Source organism: Ruegeria sp. N4, assembly GCF_056531425.1.
Window position 1 is genome coordinate 520,179 of sequence record NZ_JBQFLT010000001.1, and the last position, 19,789, is coordinate 539,967.

Below are 19,789 nucleotides of genomic sequence, written 5' to 3' on the forward strand. Positions count from 1 at the left end.
TCTGTTTAAAAATACCTCGGAGCGCGAGGCAGAGCCTCGCAAAAGATCGGCACGCCATGACCCAGACCCGCACCAGCGCCACCTTCCCACCCCCGGTGATGGAGGCGCGGCGTTGGCTGGACGGCGTCACATTTCCCGATGATCACCCTCTGATCAATGTCAGCCAGGCCGCGCCGGTGGATCCTCCGCCGCTGGCCCTGCGGCAGGCCATGGCCGACTTCACGGTGCAGCAGGACAGCGCGCATCTCTACGGACCCGTTTTGGGCAATGACGATCTGCGCACCGAACTGGCCAACCAGATCGGAGATCATTACGTAGCCACTGTGATGCCGGAACAGGTTGCGATCACCTCGGGCTGCAATCAGGCCTTCTCAGCCGTCATCTCGGCCATCACCGATCAGGGGGATGAGGTGATCCTGCCAACCCCCTGGTATTTCAACCACAAAATGTGGCTGGACATGGCAGGCGTGCAAGCTATCGATCTGCCCACCGGTGAGGATCTGCTGCCCGACCCGGATCAGGCGCGCGCTCTGATCACCGACAAGACGCGCGCGATTTCCCTGGTCACGCCCAACAATCCCGGCGGGGTCGAGTACCCGGCTGATCTGGTCCGCGCCTTCTATGATCTGGCGCGCAAGGCGGGCATCTACCTTCTGGTCGACGAAACCTATCGCGATTTCGACAGCCGCAGTGGCCCCCCGCATGAGTTGTTCCAACAGCCCGGCTGGGATGAGACGCTGGTGCATCTCTATTCCTTCTCGAAAGCCTATCGCCTGACCGGGCACAGGGTCGGCGCCATTGCGACCAGCGCGGCCTTGCTGGCCGAGATCGAGAAATTTCTGGACACCGTTGCGATTTGCCCCGGCCAGATCGGCCAGTTTGCGGCCCTGTGGGGCATGCAGAACCTGAACCAGTGGCTGGCCGGTGAGCGCGACGAAATCCTAGACCGCCGCGCTGCCATCGCTGAGGGGATGCAGGCACTGACGGCAAAAGGTTGGCGGCTTTTGGGGCTTGGCGCTTATTTCGCCTATCTCGAACATCCGTTCGACATGCCCTCGGATGAATTGGCCCGTCGTCTGGTCCCCGAAGCAGGTATTCTGCTGTTGCCGGGCACCATGTTCATGCCTGCAGGCGACCCTGCCGGGGAACGGCAGGTCCGTGTGGCTTTTGCCAATCTGGACCGGGCCGGAATCGGCCGGTTGTTCGATCGTTTGCAGGCGCTTTCCTTCTAAGCTTGCCCCCCGGCGGCACGCGTCGTATTCAGGGCCCCGACCAACAGGGCAGAGACCTGCCAAAAACACCAAGAGGGCATTATGGCTGCAGGCAAGAACAGTCTTTCAAAAACCTTTGTCTGGATACTGATGGGCCTTCTGTTCGTAGGTCTCGCAGGCATTGGCGCAACCAATCTCAGCGGCACGGTGCGGACCGTGGCGCAAGTGGGCGACGAAAGCGTCTCGGTTGAGGCTTATGTGCGCGAGCTTCAGCGCGAAATCCGCGCGGTCGAGGCGCAGACCGGTCAGCCGCTGCAAATGTCTCAGGCCCGTGAATTTGGGTTGGACCAACTGGCCCTGTCGCGCCTGACTGCGCTGGCCGCTTTGGACAACGAGGTCGCTCAGCTTGGTATCTCGATCGGGGATGAAAACCTGCAGGAAGAGATTGTGGCGATCCCAGCCTTTCAGGGCGTGAACGGCACGTTTGACCGCGAAGCCTATCGGTTCCAGCTGGAACAGATCGGCATGACCGATACCGAGTTCGAAGACGATCTGCGCAAGGAATCCTCGCGCACGATCATTCAGGCCGCAGTGACCGGTGGCGTGAAGATGCCCGCAACGCTGACCGAAACCATGGTCGACTATATCGGCGCGCGCCGCAGCTTTACCGTGGCAACGCTTGGCATTGACGCGCTGACCACGCCGGTCGCCGAGCCGACCGAAGATCAGGTTCAGTCTTACTACGATGAGAACACGGATCAGTTCACCCTGCCTCGTACCAAAAGCCTGACCTATGCCATCCTGTCGCCCGAGATGCTGGTGGACACGGTCGAGGTCGATGAGGACACGCTGCGCCGCCTTTACGATCAGCGCGCGGACGAATTCCAGCAGCCTGAACGCCGTTTGGTCGAACGTCTGAACTTCCCCAGCGAAGAGGCCGCAAATGATGCCAAGGCCCAGCTCGAAGTCGGCGGTACGACTTTCGAACAACTGGTTCGCGACCGCGAGTTGGAGCTGAGCGATATCGATCTGGGCGACGTCACACGCGATGATCTGGGCGAGGCCGCCGATGCGGTGTTTGCCGCCGAACTCGACGCGGTTGTCGGTCCGTTGCCGTCGGTCTTCGGCCCTGCCCTGTTCCGCATCAACGGATCGCTGGCCGCAAACAACACTCGGTTTGAAGACGCCGAACCGGCCCTGCGGGAAGAAATCGCCTCGGATCGCGCCCGCCGTCTGATCGAGGCGCAGTCGGAAGACATCAACGACATGCTGGCCGGTGGTGCGACACTGGAAGAACTGGTTGCCGAGACCGAGATGGAATTGGGCCAGATCGACTGGACCGGCGACAGCGACGAAAGCGTTGCCGCCTATGACGGGTTCCGCACCGCAGCCGAAGCCGTGCGTGAAGGCGACTTCCCCGAGATCGGCTTTCTTGAGGACGGCTCGATCTTTGCCCTGCGATTGGATGAAGAACTGCCGCCGCGCCCTGAACCGCTGGACAGCGCGCGTGATCGCGTCGCCGCCGCTTGGATTGCTGCAGAGACAAACAAAGCACTGCTGGATCAGGCGGCCTCGGTCCTGGTGGAATTGGCAACCGACGGCGATTTCACTGCAACCGGCTTGCCGTTCCGCGTCGAAAACGCCCTGACCCGCACCGCGTTTCTGGACGATGTGCCGCCCAGTTTCATGGCCGAAGTGTTCGAAATGGAACCCGGCGAGTTGCGCGTGATCAGCGGCAACGAAGCGGCCATGATCGTGCGTCTGGATGAGATTCTGCCCCCGGCCGAGACCGACGAACTGCGTCAGGTGCAGGAAGCACTGACCGCTCAACTGGATCAGGCACTGGCCCAGAATATCTTTGACGCCTATGTGCGCGATGCGCAAACACGGGCCCGCCCTGTGGTCGATCAGCAAGCCCTGAACGCCGTGCAGGCAAGCTATTAAACGAGACCAAGATGGCATTGACCCCCGATTTCGACAGTTTCGCCCGCGCCTATGAAGCGGGCGAAAATCAGGTCGTCTACACGCGGCTCGCCGCCGATCTGGATACGCCGGTCTCGCTGATGCTGAAACTGACCGGCGCGCAGAAAGACGCGTTCATGCTGGAATCCGTCACTGGCGGAGAGGTGCGCGGGCGCTATTCGATCATCGGGATGAAGCCCGATCTGATCTGGCGTTGCCGGGGTGAGGCGTCCGAACTGAACCGCTCGACCCGATTCGACCCCGAGGCGTTTACGCCTCAGGACGGCAACCCGATGGACAATCTGCGTGCGTTGCTGGCGGAAAGCCGGATCGCCCTGCCCGATGATCTGCCCCAGGCCGCCGCCGGGCTGTTTGGCTATCTGGGTTATGACATGGTGCGTCTGGTCGAGTATCTGCCGGACGTGAACCCCGACCCGCTGGGTCTGCCGGACGCGATCATGCTGCGCCCCTCGGTCATCGCGGTGCTGGACGGTGTGAAGGGCGAGGTCACCGTTGTCTCGCCCGCCTGGGTCAGTGAGGGGCAATCCGCCAAGGCCGCCTATGCCCAAGCGGCTGAGCGTGTGATGGACGCGGTCCGCGATCTGGAACGCGCCATGCCTGCCGAGACCCGCGATCTGGGGGACGCGTCCGAGGTTGCGCCGCCCGTGTCGAATTTCACCAAATCAGGATATATGGAAGCCGTTGAAAAGGCCAAGGAATATATCCGTGCGGGCGACATTTTTCAGGTCGTCCCGGCGCAACGTTGGACGCAGGATTTCCCGCAACCGCCCTTTGCGCTCTATCGCTCGCTGCGCCGCACAAACCCGTCGCCGTTCATGTTCTACTTCAACTTCGGCGGTTTTCAGGTTGTGGGCGCGAGCCCCGAAATTCTGGTGCGCGTCTTCGGCGACGAAGTCACCATTCGCCCCATCGCAGGCACCCGCCCGCGCGGCGCGACGCCCGAAGAGGACAAGGCCAATGAGGTCGATCTGCTGGCTGACAAGAAAGAACTGGCCGAGCATCTGATGCTGCTGGATCTGGGCCGCAACGATACAGGCCGCGTTGCCAAGATCGGCACCGTACGTCCAACCGAAGAGTTCATCATCGAACGCTACAGCCACGTGATGCACATCGTCTCGAACGTGGTTGGCGAACTGGCCGAGGACAAAGACGCGCTGGATGCCTTCTTTGCCGGGATGCCTGCGGGGACCGTCTCGGGCGCGCCCAAGGTCCGCGCGATGGAGATCATCGACGAGCTGGAGCCGGAAAAGCGCGGCGTCTATGGCGGCGGTGTCGGCTATTTCAGCGCGGGCGGCGATATGGATATGTGCATCGCCCTGCGCACAGCGATCGTGAAGGATCAGAAGCTTTATATTCAGGCCGGTGGCGGCGTTGTTTACGACAGCGACCCAGAGGCTGAGTATATGGAGACAGTCCACAAATCCAATGCGATCCGACGGGCTGCGGCAGATGCTGCCCGGTTCACCGGCAGCGGCAACCAATAAAAGAAGGCGGCGATCCCGGATCAGCCGCCTTTCTTTATCTTACTGCACTTCGCGCATCATGACGGCCGAGATCGGGGCCATGGCAACCCGATTGCCGCGATCTTCCAATCCCCAAAGCAGCAGGGCCGAGATCGTCTCGGGCCGCACGCGACCCAGCATCACAACCGTGCCTTCCTGTCCGGCGCGGAACACGGCCTGGTCCAGGAACCGGCGCATGATCTTGGGGTCCTGACGCGCCCCGTCGATATCGCGGAACACCACGCCCGACGGCACGCCGTTACGGGCCGCGATTTTCTGGACCGTGTTCAACCCGTTATCCTGCGTGATCAGCCCCCGGCCCGTCACACCCGCAATCTCGGCCACCTGATCCGCCAGTTTGCGATTGCCCTGAATGCCGGTATCGACCCCTTCCAGAATACCCACGGTTTCCGGCAGCGCTTCAAGCCACACGGCCATCGAAACCTCGGCATCCTGTGCGCTGGCCGCCTCATGCAGATCAACCAAGGCCATCACCTCGAACCCGGCGGCTCGGTGGCGGGCCATCTTCTCGGCTGCATTCGGGTCGGACGGGCTGACGGCGAAGCTGATCGGATAGGGAAAATCCTGCAGCGCCTCGGCTCCAAATGCGTCCTCGTCATCGATCAGAATGATCGACATCAGCGGTTTGGCCTCGGGGTTATCGAACGACGCGGCGTACGCCTCGATGGGTTTTCCGATCGCGATGGCAGTCGATCCGTCCGTACCTGCCGTGTCCGCGGTCGGCGTATCCGTCGCTGGCGGATCGTCCCGTTCGGTCAGGGGAACAACACGTTTGCCAATGATTGAGCTGGTGCTGGTCTCACCCTCCCCCCCGATCTGAGGCAGAGCTGCAAGACGCGGCAAGGTCCGGGGCAAAACATCCTCGTCGCCTTCAACGGCAATCGGGCTGTTTTCAAACGGGTTCTCTTCGGTGTCCTCGCTGGACGTGCCCGGCAATGGCGTCGGTTCTGGCTGGGGTTCCAGTCCAGCCACATCTTCCTTTGCAGGCGGCGCGGGTGTTTCGTCGATCACCAGCGGTTGGCTATCGTCCTGAGGGGCCTCCGGCGCAGCCCCCGGCAGTTGTGGCGCGGCGGGCGGATCCGTCAGCACCGCGACGTCCTCGGAAACCGCAGGGTCAGGCTGTTCGGCCTGTTGCGCCGGATCCGTGATCACGGGTTGGGCATCTGCCTCGGCCTCAAGACCTGACAGATCGGCTGCGTCTTCTTCTTGGTACTCGGCAACATTTGGCGCAGCTGGGGGCACTTCGACCAGATCCGCATCCGATCCGGTCTCGGCCACACCTTCCGGGGCCTCGGATGTCGCCACGTCTTCGGGTTGCGGCGCTTCGGTCGTGACCGCGGTTCGCTGAGCCAACGGCGCCTGCAACGACAGTACCGCGCCCAGAATCAAAACAACGACCGCGCCTGCGACCATTCCCCCGATAAATCCGCCCATGACCAGTGCCTTTCGCCTGTTTACTGCTTTGCCCATCCCGACGCCGTCTGCTGCGACGCTTGGCCTGATGACGCGCCGGGAACGGGATGTCCTCTTGACGCTGCCGCACAAGCCTGAGCATGTATGTCCCGACATTATACCGTGGCCGGGGGCTGCATCGCCAGCCTGAAATGCCCAAGCGAAGATAAGTGCCCAAATGCTGCTGCTGATCGACAACTACGACTCGTTTACCTACAACCTGGTGCATTATCTGGGCGAACTTGGGGCCGAAATGGTCATTCGCCGCAACGATGCGCTGGATGTGCAGGAAGCCATGGCGATGAACCCCGCCGGTATCCTGCTAAGCCCCGGCCCCTGCGACCCGGATCAGGCGGGGATTTGCCTGGCCCTGACCGAAGCCGCGGCTGAGACGAAAACGCCGCTGATGGGTGTGTGTCTGGGCCATCAGACTATCGGACAGGTCTTTGGCGGTAAGGTCGTGCGCTGCCACGAGATCGTGCATGGCAAGATGGGCACGATGAAACACACGGGCAAAGGTGTGTTCGCCGGACTTCCCTCACCCTTTGAAGCGACCCGCTACCATTCCCTGATCGTCGAGCGTGAGACGCTACCCGACTGCCTTGAGATCACGGCGGAACTGGAAGACGGCACCATAATGGGGCTGCAACACAAGGAACTGCCCATTCACGGCGTCCAGTTCCACCCGGAATCCATCGCATCCGAGCATGGCCACGCCCTGCTCAAGAACTTCCTGCAAGAACTGAAAGTCCCCGCATGAGCGACGCATTGAAACCGCTGATCGGCGCGTCGGCTGATCGGCCTTTGACCCGTGCCGAGGCGGAACAGGCCTTTGGCATTCTGTTCGACGGCGAAGCCACCCCCAGCCAGATCGGCGGGCTGCTGATGGCGATGCGCACGCGGGGCGAAACCGTGGACGAATACGCCGCCGCCGCTGCTGTGATGCGCGCCAAGTGCAACGCTGTGTCCGCACCTGCGGGTGCAATGGATATTGTCGGTACGGGTGGTGATGGCAAGGGAACCCTGAACATCTCGACCGCGACGGCCTTTGTCGTGGCGGGGGCCGGTGTCACCGTGGCCAAGCACGGCAACCGGAACCTCAGTTCCAAATCCGGCGCGGCGGACGCGTTGGGGCAGATGGGAATCAACGTGATGGTCGGCCCGCAAGTGGTTGAAAAGGCGCTGAATGAAGCCGGTATCTGCTTCATGATGGCTCCGATGCACCACCCGGCGATTGCCCATGTCATGCCCTCGCGGCAAGAGCTTGGGACGCGCACGATCTTCAACATTCTCGGGCCATTAACCAACCCGGCGGGCGTCAAGCGTCAGTTGACCGGCGCATTCTCGCGCGAGTTGATCCGACCGATGGCGGAGACGCTGGGTCTGTTGGGCTCTGACCGCGCATGGTTGGTACATGGCTCGGACGGCACCGATGAGTTGACCATCACCGGCGTCAGCTGGGTTGCCGCGTTGGAAGACGATACCGTCAAAGAGGTCGAACTGCACCCCGAAGACGCGGGCCTGCCTGTGCACCCGTTCGAGGACATCATCGGCGGCACGCCCGAGGAAAACGCCACCGCTTTTCGCGCCTTGCTGGATGGCGCGCCGTCCGCTTATCGCGACGCCGTTCTGCTGAATTCGGCAGCCGCTCTGGTCGTGGCCGAGGCGGCCTCGGACCTGCGCGAAGGCGTTGAAAAGGCTGCCGAAAGCATCGACAGTGGCAAAGCAAAAGAGAAAATAACCGCCCTGGCGCGGATCACACAGGAAGCCGCATGACCGAGACTGTTCTGGACAAAATCAAAGCCTACAAGCTGGAAGAGATCGCAGCGGACAAGGCGCAAAAATCGCTGGACGAGTTGGAAAGCGAGGCGCGCGAAGCGCCCGAGGTTCGCGGCTTTGCTGCAGCGCTGCACGATGCGTCCCGCACCGGGTATGGACTGATTGCCGAGGTCAAAAAAGCCAGCCCGTCCAAAGGATTGATCCGCCCGGATTTTGATCCTCCGGTTCTGGCGAAAGCCTATGAAGATGGCGGCGCGGCCTGTTTGTCGGTGCTGACCGACACGCCCAGCTTTCGGGGCTCCAAGGAATACCTGACCGCAGCCCGAGCCGCCACCAACCTGCCCGCCCTGCGCAAGGATTTCATGTATGACCCCTATCAGGTTGTCGAAGCGCGCGCATTGGGGGCAGATTGTATCCTGATCATCATGGCCTCGGTCGAGGATGCTCAGGCCGCTGAACTGGAACAAACCGCTTTTGACTGGGGCATGGACGTTCTGATCGAGGTTCATGACGCGGCCGAGTTGGAGCGTGCGACGCAGTTGAAAAGCCCCCTGATCGGCATAAATAACCGTAATCTCAAGACGTTCGAGACCACTCTTGATACGACCCGACGTTTGTCGAAGCTGGTTCCAGGAGACCGGACGATCGTCTGCGAAAGCGGTCTGGGCGCGCCCGAGGATTTGGCCGATATCGCCCGTTACGGCGCGCGGTGTTTCCTGATCGGCGAAAGCCTGATGCGTCAGGACGACGTGACCGCCGCGACCCGGCACATCCTGTCAAACCCGCTGATCCCCGGAGTGATGTGATGCCGCTCACCCATTTCGATGCGCAAGGTCAGGCCCATATGGTCGATGTCTCGGAAAAAGAGGTGACGGACCGCGTAGCTGTCGCATCCGGGTACATCAAGATGGCGCCGGAAACTTTTGATTTAATTTCAGAAGGTCGCGCCAAGAAGGGCGATGTTCTGGGCGTTGCGCGACTGGCCGGGATCATGGGGGCCAAGAAAACGCCTGACCTGATCCCCCTTTGCCACCCTTTGCCGGTGACCAAGGTTGCAGTGGAGCTGACGCTGGACCCCGATCTACCGGGCGTTCAGATTGAAGCCACCGTAAAGACCTCGGGCCAGACCGGGGTTGAGATGGAGGCGCTGACGGCCGTCTCGACCGCCGCGCTGACGGTCTATGACATGACCAAAGCCGTGGACAAGGCGATGGAGATCGGCGGTATTCGGGTCCTTCTGAAAGACGGCGGAAAATCAGGGCGTTACGAAGCGCAATGATCACGATTGAAGACGCCCGCGCCCTGCTGTTCGATCTGGTGCTCCCTCTGCCGGTCGAGCATGTGCCACTGGCCCAATCCGCAGGCCGGGTCCTGGCCGAAGACGTCGCAGCGACGCGCGATCAGCCGCCCTTTGCGGCCTCTTCCATGGATGGATACGCGGTCAAAGCGGCTGAGGTTGAACTGCATTCAATGTTCAAGGTCGTAGGGGAATCCGCTGCGGGCAATCGCTTCGACGGACGTGTCGGACCGGGTCAGGCTGTGCGCATTTTCACCGGCGCGCCGGTGCCGGAAGGTGCTGATTTCATTGTTATTCAGGAAGATGTGGAGCGCCGGGGTGATTTGATCACCATCACCGACGCCCCCGGCCCCAAAACCAACATCCGGCCCGCCGGGGTGGATTTCGCCAAGGGCACCAAAATCACCGCCCCGCGTCTGATCCGCCCCGAAGATGCCGCCCTGATGGCCTCCATGAACATCGCAAAGGTGCCGGTCACGCGGAAACCTCAGATCGCGCTGATTTCGACCGGGGATGAGTTGGTCATGCCCGGCGAAACGCCCGGCCCTGACCAGATCATCGCCTCGAATACGTTCGGCCTGAAAGCCCTGCTGGGGGGGCTTGGCGCACATGTCCGCGTCCTGCCCATCGCGCAGGACACGGTATCGTCGCTTGAAACCGCCTTTGGTCTGGCCGAGGGCGCGGATCTGGTGGTGACAATCGGCGGCGCGTCGGTCGGCGACTATGATCTGGTGTCCGACGTGTCCGAGGCGCTGGGGATGGAACGGTCGTTCTACAAGATCCGAATGCGGCCCGGAAAACCCCTGATGGCCGGACGGATGGGCGATGCGGCCATGGTCGGTCTGCCCGGAAATCCCGTCAGCGCAATGGTTTGCGGCTACTTGTTCCTGGCTCCGATGGTGCGGCGCATGTTGGGTCTGGATACGGTTGTGACACCGTTCAGGACCGCCACCCTAGTCGAGCCGCTGTCGGAGAATGGTCCGCGCGAGCACTACATGCGCGCAATCCTCGACGACAATGGCATCCGCGCCTGTGCCGATCAGGACAGTTCTCTGCTGAGCGTTCTGGCACAGGCCAACGCCTTGTTGGTGCGCCCGCCCGACGATCCCGCTCTGCCTGCGGGGGCAACGGTGCGCTACCTGCCGATATAGAACATCGTCAAATTCGTTGACACAAAACGTGAACATGCGTAGAACAAAAGAAAACGCATGAGCGACGAGGTGTGAGCGATGCTGACCAAGAAGCAATTGGATTTGCTGGAATTCATCCACAAACGCGTGCAGGCGGACGGTGTTCCGCCCAGCTTTGACGAAATGAAGGCCGCGCTGGACCTGCGTTCGAAATCCGGCATTCATCGGTTGATCACGGCCTTGGAGGAACGAGGATTTATCCGCCGTCTGGCCCATCGTGCCCGCGCGATCGAGATTGTGAAACTGCCCGAAAGCCTTGGCGGACAACCCACGGCGGGGTTCAGCCCGCGTGTGATCGATGGTGACAAGCCTGAAGGCCAACGCCCAGCAAACTTTGAGCCGGTTGCGGTGGATGCTATGGAACTGCCCGTTATGGGCCGGATCGCCGCTGGTGTGCCGATTGAGGCGATCAGCCACGTCTCGCATCGTGTGGCGGTGCCCGGTCCCATGGTCTCGGGTCAGGGCTCGCATTACGCGCTTGAGGTAAAGGGCGACTCGATGATCGATGCCGGGATCAATGATGGCGACGTCGTTGTGATCCGTGAGACATCGACCGCTGACAACGGCGACATCGTTGTTGCACTGGTCGAGGATCAGGAGGCCACCTTGAAGCGTTTCTTCCGCCGCGGTCAGGCCATCGCGCTTGAGGCCGCGAACCCAGCCTATGAAACGCGGGTGCTGCCCGAAGACAAAATCAAGGTTCAGGGTCGTCTGGTCGGGTTGATCCGCACCTACTGATCCCACCTTTAACGCCTGTCCCCGGAAGGTTTCGGGGACCACAGGCGATGCCCGGTCAGATCAGCGCTGGTGATCAGCTTTCCATCAGTGATGGAGAGGCTACCGGTCTCATACAGCCGTTCGGGGTCAAAAACGCTGCAATCTCCGTCCATGTCCAGATTTATGGCTGAAACAACGATCTGATTCTCATGACATTCGGTGAATTCCTGCGCGGCCCTTTTGCCGATGACATGGATGACCTCTTTGTCCTGCAAGACAATCCGCTGGATGAGACCGGCCTGCCCCGGCCAGCGACCGGCGGCGTGCCCCTGATCCTGCCCGTCCCCGTCATTCTCTAACCAGACAGTCGCAACAAAACCGCTGCCTTTTTCTTTGCTCAGCGCCCTGCCCTGTTCGGTTATGACGCCCACCAATCCACCGGACTCGGCGATCAGCACCTCGGGGCGATGGCCAGACGTCCAGAACAAAAAGGCAAGGGCAACGGGGGCAAGGCCGATCCACCGTGCCCGACCCTGCCACAGGGCAATCCAAAGCGCGCCCAGGGCCATCACCGGCAGCACGAACCAGGGCGGGCTGACAACGTAACCTTGCGCGCCCTCAAGGCCCGAGACCCAGTCCGCGATCATCAAGATCCATCGCAGGCCAATGCCCATGATCTGAACGGCAATCGCCTCCAACCCAAACGGGGCCAGCAGCGCCGCCACCACGGCAAAGGGAACCACAACCGACCCCATCACCGGAACCGACAGAAGGTTGGCCAGCAGGCCGTAATGGGACATTGTGTTGAAATGCGCCGCTCCGATTGGCGCAGTGGCAAGACCGGCGATTGCAGATGACATGAGAACGCCAGCCATTGGCCGGAACCATTTGGGGCCGGGCATCGGACCGAAATCTCGCAGCGCGCCGAAGACGGCCACAAGGGCCGTGGTTGCCGCAAATGACATCTGAAAACCCGGGCTCAACAGGGTTTCCGGGCGCAAGGCCAGCACGATCAACGCCGCCACGGCCACCGCCCGCAACGAGATGGCGCGGCGGTCGATTAGAACCGCGCCCAACATGACGGTGACCATGACAAAGGCACGTTCGGTCGCCACGTTACCGCCCGAGAGCATCAGGTAGATCACCGCCGCGACCAGCGCACATCCCGCAGCCAGTTTGCGAACCGGAACGCGCAGGGCCAAAGCCGGGATCGCGGACAGCCCGATCCGGCAGGCGACAAAGACAAACCCGGTCAACAGCCCCATATGCAAGCCCGAGATCGCAAGTAGATGCGCGAGGTTCGAGGCCCGTAACGCCCCAAGCGCCGCTTGCCCCATACCGCTGCGGTCTCCGGTGGTGACGGCGGCGGCAAAGCCGCCAACCTCCCCCGGCAAGATCTCACGCACCCGCTCGGAAATCTTCATGCGGATCGCGGTAATCCGAACCCCGTCCATCGCGTCCTGCGGCGGGGCAATGGTCATGACCGGGACGCGAGTGTATCCAACAGCGCCAAGGCGTTGAAACCAGGCGTGGCGGCGGAAATCGAAACCGCCGGGCTCGACCGGGCCTTGCGGCGGCGACAGATGGGCGGTGGTCATGATCCGCTGCCCCGGCGCAATGGGACCGACCTGAGAATGAACGGAAAGACGGATGCGCTGCGGTCGCCGATCATGCGGCACGTCCCCTACCCGCACCTGATCCAGCGTCAGTCGCAGCGCATCCGAGGCAGACCGGTCCATGGCGACGACCCTCCCCTCGATGGGGCCGTAATACCGCCATGACAAAACCGGTTCCGCCACCATATGGGCGCGGGCACCTGCCAGCAGAAAGCCGACAGCAACCAGCGCCCCCCCGATTGCCAACGATCCCCATCCGGCCGGTAAAAAGCGGCACAGGCCGATCAGCACCAAACCGGTGGTCGCAAAGCCCAGATAGATCGGCCAGCCCGGTTCGAACCGCAATCCGAAATAGAGGCCAATCCCAAGCGCCAGACATACCGGAGACCATGGAAACAGGAACCCCGTCTGGTTCAGCAGCGCCGCCTGGGCCCGTGCAAGAACACGCATGGTTGCCCCCGTCCTTCGGGCTCGTTAGACAAGCGCCACACTATGCCCGTCGCGGTTACCAAAAGGTTAATCAAAATAATGTCCGATCAGGTCGTCACCCGTTTTGCACCCTCACCCACCGGTTTTCTGCACATCGGCGGTGCACGCACAGCGCTGTTCAACTGGCTTTATGCGCGCGGGCGCGGCGGCAAGTTCCTGCTGCGAATCGAAGACACGGACCGCGAGCGGTCGACCCCCGAGGCCACCGCGGCGATTCTACAAGGCATGGAGTGGCTTGGGCTGGATCACGACGGCGACGTGATTTCTCAGTTCGAAGGGGCCGCACGACACGCCGAGGTTGCGCATCAGCTATTGGCTGAGGGCAAGGCTTATAAGTGTTTCTCGTCTCAGGATGAAATCGCCGCATTCCGCGAACAGGCACGGGCCGAGGGGAAATCGACCCTGTTCCGCAGCCCCTGGCGCGATGCGCCCCCTGAAACCCACCCCGATGCGCCTTTTGTGATCCGCATCAAGGCGCCGCAGGACGGCGCGACCGTGATCCGGGATCAGGTTCAGGGCGATGTGACCATCCGCAACGATCAGCTAGACGATATGATCCTTCTGCGCTCGGACGGGACACCGGTTTATATGCTGGCGGTTGTGGTTGATGACCACGATATGGGCGTCACCCATGTGATCCGCGGCGACGATCACCTGAACAACGCCGCCCGCCAGATGATGATCTACGAGGCGATGGGCTGGGACGTTCCAGTCTGGGCGCACATTCCGCTGATTCACGGGCCTGACGGCAAGAAACTGTCCAAACGCCACGGCGCTTTGGGCGCGCAGGAATATCAGGCGATGGGCTATCCCGCCGCCGGTATGCGCAACTATCTGGCACGTCTGGGTTGGAGCCACGGTGACGATGAATTCTTCACCGACGCACAGGCGAAAGAGTGGTTCGATCTGGATGGAATCGGCAAAAGCCCGGCGCGTTTCGACTTGAAAAAGCTGGAAAACCTGTGCGGTCAGCACATCGCAATCTCGGATGATGCTGCGCTGCGGCAAGAAGTTGAAGATTACCTCGCGGCAGCAGAGCTGCCCGCTCTCACACAGACACAATCGGGTGATCTGGAACGTGCGATGTATTGCCTCAAGGATCGCGCGCGCACTTTCCCGGAACTGCTTGAAAAAGCGCATTTTGTACTGACCGAGCGCCCGATTGCCCCGGATGAGAAAGCCGCAAAAGCGTTGGCATCAGTATCCGATGGTATACTGAATGAATTGACGCCGCAGTTGCAAAATGCTAGCTGGTCCCGGAACGAGCTGGAAGAGACGTTGAATTCCTTTGCCGAAGCAAGGGAGGTCAAGTTCGGCAAGCTGGCAGGCCCGCTTAGGGCTGTATTGGCTGGTCGGGCCGTCACACCTTCGGTTTTTGACATGATGCTTGTGCTGGGACGCGATGAAACCCTGGCGCGGCTTTCTGAGGCAGCGAAATAAACCCAAGCTTCATAAACGGGTAACGCTGCTCCGCTAACACCCGGACTGCGCGCTTGCGCGCGGTCATTGCCCGCAGGATTCGGCAACGATCTGGCCTGCGCACGAATGAAGAAGGGACAATCATGACTGATAGCAACAAAACAGCCACTCTGACCGTGCATGGAAAAGAGTATGAGTTGCCGGTTCACTCGCCGACCGCTGGGCCTGACGTTGTCGATATCCGCAAACTGTACGGTCAGGCGGGTGTGTTCACCTATGACCCCGGCTTTACCTCGACCGCAAGCTGCGACAGCACCATCACCTATATTGATGGTGAAAAGGGCGAGCTGCTGCACCGGGGCTATCCGATCGACCAACTGGCCGAGAAATCCCACTTCCTGGAAGTGTGCTATCTGCTGCTGTACGGAGAGTTGCCGAGCGCCAAGGATCTTGAAACCTTCGAGACCACGATCACCCGTCACACCATGCTGCACGAGCAGATGCAGTATTTCTATCGCGGATTCCGCCGGGATGCGCACCCGATGGCGATCATGGTGGGCGTGGTTGGAGCAATGTCGGCCTTCTATCACGATTCGACCGACATCTCGGACCCGCATCAGCGCGAGGTCGCCTCGCACCGTCTGATCGCCAAGATGCCTACCATTGCGGCCTGGGCCTTCAAGTACCACACCGGTCAGCCTTTCGTTTATCCGCGCAATGATCTGGACTATGCGTCGAACTTCCTGCGCATGTGCTTCAGCGTTCCCGCGGAAGAGTATGAAGTGAACCCGATCCTCAGCCGTGCAATGGACCGCATCTTTACCCTGCACGCGGACCACGAACAGAACGCCTCGACATCGACCGTGCGTCTGGCGTCATCGTCCGGTGCAAACCCGTTTGCCTGTATCGCCGCTGGCATCGCCTGCCTGTGGGGTCCGGCCCATGGCGGTGCGAACCAAGCCTGTCTAGAGATGCTGGAAGAGATCGGCACCGTTGATCGTATCCCTGAATACATCGCCCGCGCCAAGGACAAGAACGACCCGTTCCGCCTGATGGGCTTTGGCCACCGCGTCTACAAGAACTTCGACCCGCGCGCCAAGGTGATGAAGCAGTCGGCTGACGAAGTGCTGGATCTGCTGGGCATTGAAGACAATCCGAAGCTGCAGGTCGCCAAGGAACTTGAGCGTGAGGCGCTGGAAGATCCGTATTTCGCCGAGAAAAAACTGTTCCCGAATGTGGACTTCTATTCGGGCATCATTCTCGAGGCGATGGGCTTCCCCACCTCGATGTTCACCCCGATCTTTGCCCTTTCGCGCACCGTTGGCTGGGTCAGCCAGTGGAAAGAGATGATTGCCGATCCACAGAACAAGATCGGCCGTCCGCGTCAGTTGTATCTGGGCGAGACCAACCGCGACTACGTGGATATCGAAAACCGCTAAGGCGGCATGACACAAGAAAGACCCCGCGATTTGCGGGGTTTTTTTTTGAGCAGTCAAATGTGGATCCGGCCGGCAGCGGTAAACCTCGTCGTGCCGCCGCTTCGAATTTTTCTAGCGCCGCCAGTGCTCTTTTTCCTGGCTAATGTCTCTGTTTGGGGGTGTTGGTCAGGGCTTTGATCCTTGCCGCAAGTGAACCAGCGACCCAGCCAATTGGTCCACAAGAGGCCTGATAAGAAGGCGCCAGCAGCCTTTTGGCCCAGAAATGACTATGCCCGGTCCATCTCAAAACAGGCTTAGTTGGTCCCCGGCCTGCGGCGGGATCGAGAACAGATCGCAGCGCAGAGCGTCGGATTTGATTGCCAGCCCAAGGCGCTTGCAGGCTTTCGAAAAACGCTGCGCAATGACCTGCGCATACTCCCCCTCGCCCCGCATTCTGTGACCCCAACGAGGATCGTAATCCCGACCTCCGTGCATGTCGCGCAGGCGGGACATCACCTTACCTGCGCGCGCGGGTTCATGCTGGGCCAGCCATTCTTGCCATAGTTCCGAGACCTCTCTGGGTAGGCGCAGCATGATCCAGCTTGCGGTGTCTGCACCGGCGTCCCGGCCTGCCTCCAGCAACTGTTCCAATTCGTGATCGGTCAGCCCCGGAACCAGCGGAGATGTCATCACGCGCACCGGTACCCCGGCTTGTGTCAATCTGCGGATCATCTGCAACCGTCGGTTTGGTGACGGGGCCCGAGGTTCCATCCGGCGCGACAAATCCCCATCCAGCGTCGTCAGCGATATACCGACCCGCGCCAGTCCCAACTCGGCCATTGGGGCCAGAATATCCAGATCCCGCTCGATCAGCGCACCCTTGGTGACAATGGCAACCGGGTGGTTGAAGTCCTGCAAAACCTGCAAGCATTCCCTTGTTATCAAACGGGTTTTCTCTATGGGTTGGTAGGGGTCCGTGTTGGTCCCCAAAGCGATGGTCGCCACGCGGTAGGACCGCGACGACAGTTCTTTGCGCAGAACATCCGCCGCGTTCGGACGGGCAACCAAACGCGTTTCAAAGTCCAGCCCTGCGGACAGACCCAAATAAGCGTGGCTGGGTCTGGCAAAACAGTACACGCAACCATGTTCGCACCCGCGATATGGGTTAATCGATCGATCAAAGGGCAAATCCGGAGAGCGGTTATAGGTGATCACACTCCGCGCGACCTCATCCCGAACCTCGGTACGCAGGGGGGGCAGGTCTTCGTCCGCCGACCAGCCATCATCGGTTGCGACAGTGGCATAGCGTTCAAACCGACCAGCGTCGTTTGATGCGGTTCCCCGCCCCCGGATTGTGAAATGATCGGTCATTTGTTCGCTTTTTGTTCCTTTTTGCAAAGTAACCAAAGACCGCCGCTACGGCAAGTGCCACGTGGCCTTCCGGCCAAAAAACAGAATCCAGGGGATTTCGCCTAACGACTTGAACCATATGCAGAATGATCTTGCGAAGAATTCAGTCGCAGGTTGCGAATTTCTATCCTATAGGTCGGTCCCGAAACCACTGAGGTCGCAATCGTCACAGTCAAACTGCGACGTTTTAGCCAAAACGGAACAAATGCCACCATGGACCTGTGGTCCAAACAGCTCAGGGAATCGCCCCATGTCTGATGAAGAAGACATCATCCTGTCCGAACTGAACGACGACGAACTTGTCGAACAGATGTTCGACGACCTTTACGATGGCCTGAAGGAAGAAATCGAAGAAGGTGTGAACATCCTGCTGGAACGCGGATGGATGCCTTATGACGTTCTGACCAAAGCGCTGGTCGGTGGCATGACCATCGTCGGCCATGACTTCCGCGACGGTATCCTGTTCGTGCCCGAGGTTCTGCTGGCCGCCAACGCCATGAAAGGCGGCATGGCTATCCTCAAGCCTCTGCTGGCGCAAACCGGTGCACCACGCGTAGGCAAGATGGTGATCGGAACCGTGAAGGGCGACATCCACGACATCGGCAAGAACCTTGTCTCGATGATGATGGAAGGCGCGGGTTTCGAGGTTGTCGATCTGGGCATCAACAACCCGGTCGAGAACTACCTGGAAGCGCTGGAAAACGAACAGCCCGACATTCTGGGCATGTCCGCCCTGCTGACCACCACCATGCCTTACATGAAGGTCGTGATCGACACGATGGTCGAGCAAGGCGTGCGCGACGACTACATCGTTCTGGTCGGTGGCGCACCTTTGAACGAGGAATTCGGCAAGGCCATCGGTGCCGACGCCTATTGCCGGGACGCCGCCGTTGCGGTGGAGACAGCGAAAGAATTCGTGTCGCGCAAGCACAACCAACTGGCTGGCTGACCCGTCAGACATATCTGATTGAAAGGCCGCCCTCACATGGGCGGCTTTTTTGTTGGATTGTCACAACTGAAGCGGTCAGGAACCAAGGCGTCGGCGACCTGACACAGGATGTCGGTGCAAGGCTTGCCCAAAACCGTCATTCGTCCTTTTCTGAACACAGCGCAGCAGAAAGCACAGCCATGCCGAACGACACCCTGCCCGACGATACAAGCCTGACCAACCAAGGATACTCCGCCGATACGTCCGGAAGCATCCTGTTGATCGCCTGCGGAGCCTTGGCGCGCGAGATCCTGGATTTGAAAAAACGCAATGGCTGGGATCACATGGCGCTCACCTGTCTGCCAGCGATTCTGCACATTCATCCCGAACGGATCACGCAGGCGGTCGAGGACGCCGTGGCCAAACACCGCGATCATTACGACCAGATCTTTGTGGTCTACGCCGATTGCGGCACCGGTGGGCTGCTGCAACAAGCATGCGAACGTCTGGGGGTTGAGATGGTCAAAGGCCCCCATTGCTATTCGTTTTTTGAAGGCAATCAGACCTTCGCCGACCACGGCGATGATGAAACGACGGCTTTCTATCTGACGGATTTTCTGGCCCGGCAGTTCGATGCCTTTGTATGGAAACCGCTAGGGTTGGACCGTCACCCTGAACTGCGGGACATGTATTTCGGCAATTACACAAAGCTCGTCTATCAGGCCCAGACCGATGACCCTGCCCTGACCGAACGCGCCCGCGCCTGTGCCGACAAGATGGGTCTGGAATTTGAACGCCGCCTCACCGGATACGGCGATCTTGAGGTCACGCTGAAAGACTGGGCCAAGCGACCGGGTTAGGGTCAGGCGTTCTCTTGCGCGACGTCGCGGATACGTTCGATCATGGCACGCAAGCCGTTTGAACGCTGCGCTGACAGGTGGTCGTTCAGCCCAAGCCGCGCCAATTCACCGCCTGCGTCCACCTTGGGAACTTCGGCCACGGGCAAACCGTTATACAGCGACCGAAGAACCGCAATCAGCCCGCGCACGATCAATGCGTCGCTATCCCCGTCAAACCGGAACACGCCGTTTTCGATCATTGGGTGCAGCCACACCTGACTGGCGCAGCCGTTCACCTTGGTCGCCGGAACCTTGAGCGCATCGTCAAGCGGGTCCATCGCCTTGCCCTGCTCGATCACATGGCGGTACCGGTCTTCCCAGTCCTCCAGAAACTCAAAATCCTCGACGATGTCTTCAAAGGCGGGCGTTGCCATTGTGCGGCGGTCCTTCCGTTGCATTCACAATTGTGACCTAAGGCGGCGATGCACGGCTGTCCAGCCCCTGCCGTGGCTTTTCAA

General features: G+C 60.6%; 17 protein-coding genes. 13 read left to right on the forward strand and 4 right to left on the reverse strand.

Features of this window, described 5'->3' with window-relative positions:
* Positions 1-56: 56 nt before the first annotated feature.
* The 3 genes from ACR0LW_RS02575 to trpE all read left to right on the forward strand — a co-directional run bounded on the left by ACR0LW_RS02575 (position 57) and on the right by trpE (position 4,678).
* Positions 57-1,232, forward strand: coding sequence for an aminotransferase (locus ACR0LW_RS02575; protein ID WP_480881493.1), 1,176 nt, complete (start codon positions 57-59; stop codon positions 1,230-1,232).
* Between the two features lie 81 nt (positions 1,233-1,313).
* Positions 1,314-3,155 carry a peptidyl-prolyl cis-trans isomerase gene (locus ACR0LW_RS02580; RefSeq protein WP_480881494.1) on the forward strand — a complete coding sequence of 614 codons (1,842 nt, stop codon included), beginning with the start codon at positions 1,314-1,316 and terminating at the stop codon, positions 3,153-3,155.
* 11 nt (positions 3,156-3,166) lie between these two features.
* Positions 3,167-4,678 carry an anthranilate synthase component I gene (trpE, locus tag ACR0LW_RS02585; RefSeq protein ID WP_480881495.1) on the forward strand — a complete coding sequence of 504 codons (1,512 nt, stop codon included), beginning with the start codon at positions 3,167-3,169 and terminating at the stop codon, positions 4,676-4,678.
* 39 nt (positions 4,679-4,717) lie between these two features.
* On the opposite strand, the gene ACR0LW_RS02590 is transcribed toward trpE, so the two are convergent.
* Entirely contained in the window at positions 4,718-6,187 is a 1,470-nt protein-coding gene (locus ACR0LW_RS02590) for a divergent polysaccharide deacetylase family protein (protein WP_480881496.1), read from the reverse strand.
* Positions 6,188-6,347: 160 nt separating this feature from the next.
* Here ACR0LW_RS02590 and ACR0LW_RS02595 point away from each other — a divergent pair, with 160 nt between their 5' ends.
* From ACR0LW_RS02595 to lexA, 6 genes are all read left to right on the forward strand, one after another.
* Positions 6,348-6,929 (forward strand): aminodeoxychorismate/anthranilate synthase component II, encoded by a 582-nt coding sequence (locus ACR0LW_RS02595; protein ID WP_170734830.1) that lies wholly within the window; start codon positions 6,348-6,350, stop codon positions 6,927-6,929.
* Complete coding sequence (gene trpD / locus ACR0LW_RS02600; RefSeq protein WP_170734831.1) at positions 6,926-7,945, forward strand: anthranilate phosphoribosyltransferase; 1,020 nt, start codon at positions 6,926-6,928, stop codon at positions 7,943-7,945. The genes ACR0LW_RS02595 and trpD overlap by 4 nt, the downstream gene beginning before the upstream one ends.
* Positions 7,942-8,754 (forward strand): indole-3-glycerol phosphate synthase TrpC, encoded by an 813-nt coding sequence (gene trpC / locus ACR0LW_RS02605; RefSeq protein ID WP_480881497.1) that lies wholly within the window; start codon positions 7,942-7,944, stop codon positions 8,752-8,754. Before trpD ends, trpC begins: the two co-directional genes overlap by 4 nt.
* Positions 8,754-9,227 (forward strand): cyclic pyranopterin monophosphate synthase MoaC, encoded by a 474-nt coding sequence (gene moaC / locus ACR0LW_RS02610; RefSeq protein WP_480881498.1) that lies wholly within the window; start codon positions 8,754-8,756, stop codon positions 9,225-9,227. The genes trpC and moaC overlap by 1 nt, the downstream gene beginning before the upstream one ends.
* Entirely contained in the window at positions 9,224-10,396 is a 1,173-nt protein-coding gene (locus tag ACR0LW_RS02615) for a molybdopterin molybdotransferase MoeA (protein WP_480881499.1), read from the forward strand. The genes moaC and ACR0LW_RS02615 overlap by 4 nt, the downstream gene beginning before the upstream one ends.
* 78 nt (positions 10,397-10,474) lie before the next feature.
* Complete coding sequence (lexA, locus tag ACR0LW_RS02620; RefSeq protein ID WP_170450359.1) at positions 10,475-11,173, forward strand: transcriptional repressor LexA; 699 nt, start codon at positions 10,475-10,477, stop codon at positions 11,171-11,173.
* A gap of 8 nt (positions 11,174-11,181) precedes the next feature.
* On the opposite strand, the gene ACR0LW_RS02625 is transcribed toward lexA, so the two are convergent.
* Positions 11,182-13,218 (reverse strand): ComEC/Rec2 family competence protein, encoded by a 2,037-nt coding sequence (locus ACR0LW_RS02625; RefSeq protein WP_480881500.1) that lies wholly within the window; start codon positions 13,216-13,218, stop codon positions 11,182-11,184.
* A 78-nt stretch (positions 13,219-13,296) separates the two neighbouring features.
* Here ACR0LW_RS02625 and gltX point away from each other — a divergent pair, with 78 nt between their 5' ends.
* Together gltX and gltA are read left to right on the forward strand one after the other, a co-directional pair.
* The gene (gltX, locus tag ACR0LW_RS02630) at positions 13,297-14,697 is read left to right on the forward strand and encodes a glutamate--tRNA ligase (protein WP_480881501.1); all 1,401 of its coding nucleotides are present in this window, start codon (positions 13,297-13,299) and stop codon (positions 14,695-14,697) included.
* A gap of 122 nt (positions 14,698-14,819) precedes the next feature.
* The gene (gltA, locus tag ACR0LW_RS02635) at positions 14,820-16,115 is read left to right on the forward strand and encodes a citrate synthase (RefSeq protein ID WP_170450352.1); all 1,296 of its coding nucleotides are present in this window, start codon (positions 14,820-14,822) and stop codon (positions 16,113-16,115) included.
* A 282-nt stretch (positions 16,116-16,397) separates the two neighbouring features.
* Here the strand turns inward: gltA and ACR0LW_RS02640 are convergent, their stop codons facing one another.
* Positions 16,398-17,465: a PA0069 family radical SAM protein gene (locus ACR0LW_RS02640; protein ID WP_480881502.1), complete on the reverse strand. Its 1,068-nt coding sequence runs from the start codon at positions 17,463-17,465 to the stop codon at positions 16,398-16,400.
* A gap of 289 nt (positions 17,466-17,754) precedes the next feature.
* On the opposite strand from ACR0LW_RS02640, the gene ACR0LW_RS02645 reads away from it, so the two are divergent.
* Together ACR0LW_RS02645 and ACR0LW_RS02650 are read left to right on the forward strand one after the other, a co-directional pair.
* Complete coding sequence (locus tag ACR0LW_RS02645) at positions 17,755-18,453, forward strand: cobalamin B12-binding domain-containing protein (protein ID WP_170450348.1); 699 nt, start codon at positions 17,755-17,757, stop codon at positions 18,451-18,453.
* A 179-nt stretch (positions 18,454-18,632) separates the two neighbouring features.
* Positions 18,633-19,292 carry a DUF1638 domain-containing protein gene (locus tag ACR0LW_RS02650; RefSeq protein ID WP_480881503.1) on the forward strand — a complete coding sequence of 220 codons (660 nt, stop codon included), beginning with the start codon at positions 18,633-18,635 and terminating at the stop codon, positions 19,290-19,292.
* A gap of 2 nt (positions 19,293-19,294) precedes the next feature.
* Here ACR0LW_RS02650 and ACR0LW_RS02655 read toward each other — a convergent pair whose 3' ends face one another.
* Positions 19,295-19,705: a SufE family protein gene (locus tag ACR0LW_RS02655; protein ID WP_170518846.1), complete on the reverse strand. Its 411-nt coding sequence runs from the start codon at positions 19,703-19,705 to the stop codon at positions 19,295-19,297.
* Positions 19,706-19,789 lie beyond the last annotated feature (84 nt).

Coding starts and splice junctions, on each gene's coding strand:
- ACR0LW_RS02575 (WP_480881493.1), top strand. CDS start 57: ATGACCCAGACCCGCACCAGCGCCACCTTCCCACCCCCGGTGATGGAG.
- ACR0LW_RS02580 (WP_480881494.1), top strand. CDS start 1,314: ATGGCTGCAGGCAAGAACAGTCTTTCAAAAACCTTTGTCTGGATACTG.
- trpE (WP_480881495.1), top strand. CDS start 3,167: ATGGCATTGACCCCCGATTTCGACAGTTTCGCCCGCGCCTATGAAGCG.
- ACR0LW_RS02590 (WP_480881496.1), bottom strand. CDS start 6,187: ATGGGCAAAGCAGTAAACAGGCGAAAGGCACTGGTCATGGGCGGATTT.
- ACR0LW_RS02595 (WP_170734830.1), top strand. CDS start 6,348: ATGCTGCTGCTGATCGACAACTACGACTCGTTTACCTACAACCTGGTG.
- trpD (WP_170734831.1), top strand. CDS start 6,926: ATGAGCGACGCATTGAAACCGCTGATCGGCGCGTCGGCTGATCGGCCT.
- trpC (WP_480881497.1), top strand. CDS start 7,942: ATGACCGAGACTGTTCTGGACAAAATCAAAGCCTACAAGCTGGAAGAG.
- moaC (WP_480881498.1), top strand. CDS start 8,754: ATGCCGCTCACCCATTTCGATGCGCAAGGTCAGGCCCATATGGTCGAT.
- ACR0LW_RS02615 (WP_480881499.1), top strand. CDS start 9,224: ATGATCACGATTGAAGACGCCCGCGCCCTGCTGTTCGATCTGGTGCTC.
- lexA (WP_170450359.1), top strand. CDS start 10,475: ATGCTGACCAAGAAGCAATTGGATTTGCTGGAATTCATCCACAAACGC.
- ACR0LW_RS02625 (WP_480881500.1), bottom strand. CDS start 13,218: ATGCGTGTTCTTGCACGGGCCCAGGCGGCGCTGCTGAACCAGACGGGG.
- gltX (WP_480881501.1), top strand. CDS start 13,297: ATGTCCGATCAGGTCGTCACCCGTTTTGCACCCTCACCCACCGGTTTT.
- gltA (WP_170450352.1), top strand. CDS start 14,820: ATGACTGATAGCAACAAAACAGCCACTCTGACCGTGCATGGAAAAGAG.
- ACR0LW_RS02640 (WP_480881502.1), bottom strand. CDS start 17,465: ATGACCGATCATTTCACAATCCGGGGGCGGGGAACCGCATCAAACGAC.
- ACR0LW_RS02645 (WP_170450348.1), top strand. CDS start 17,755: ATGTCTGATGAAGAAGACATCATCCTGTCCGAACTGAACGACGACGAA.
- ACR0LW_RS02650 (WP_480881503.1), top strand. CDS start 18,633: ATGCCGAACGACACCCTGCCCGACGATACAAGCCTGACCAACCAAGGA.
- ACR0LW_RS02655 (WP_170518846.1), bottom strand. CDS start 19,705: ATGGCAACGCCCGCCTTTGAAGACATCGTCGAGGATTTTGAGTTTCTG.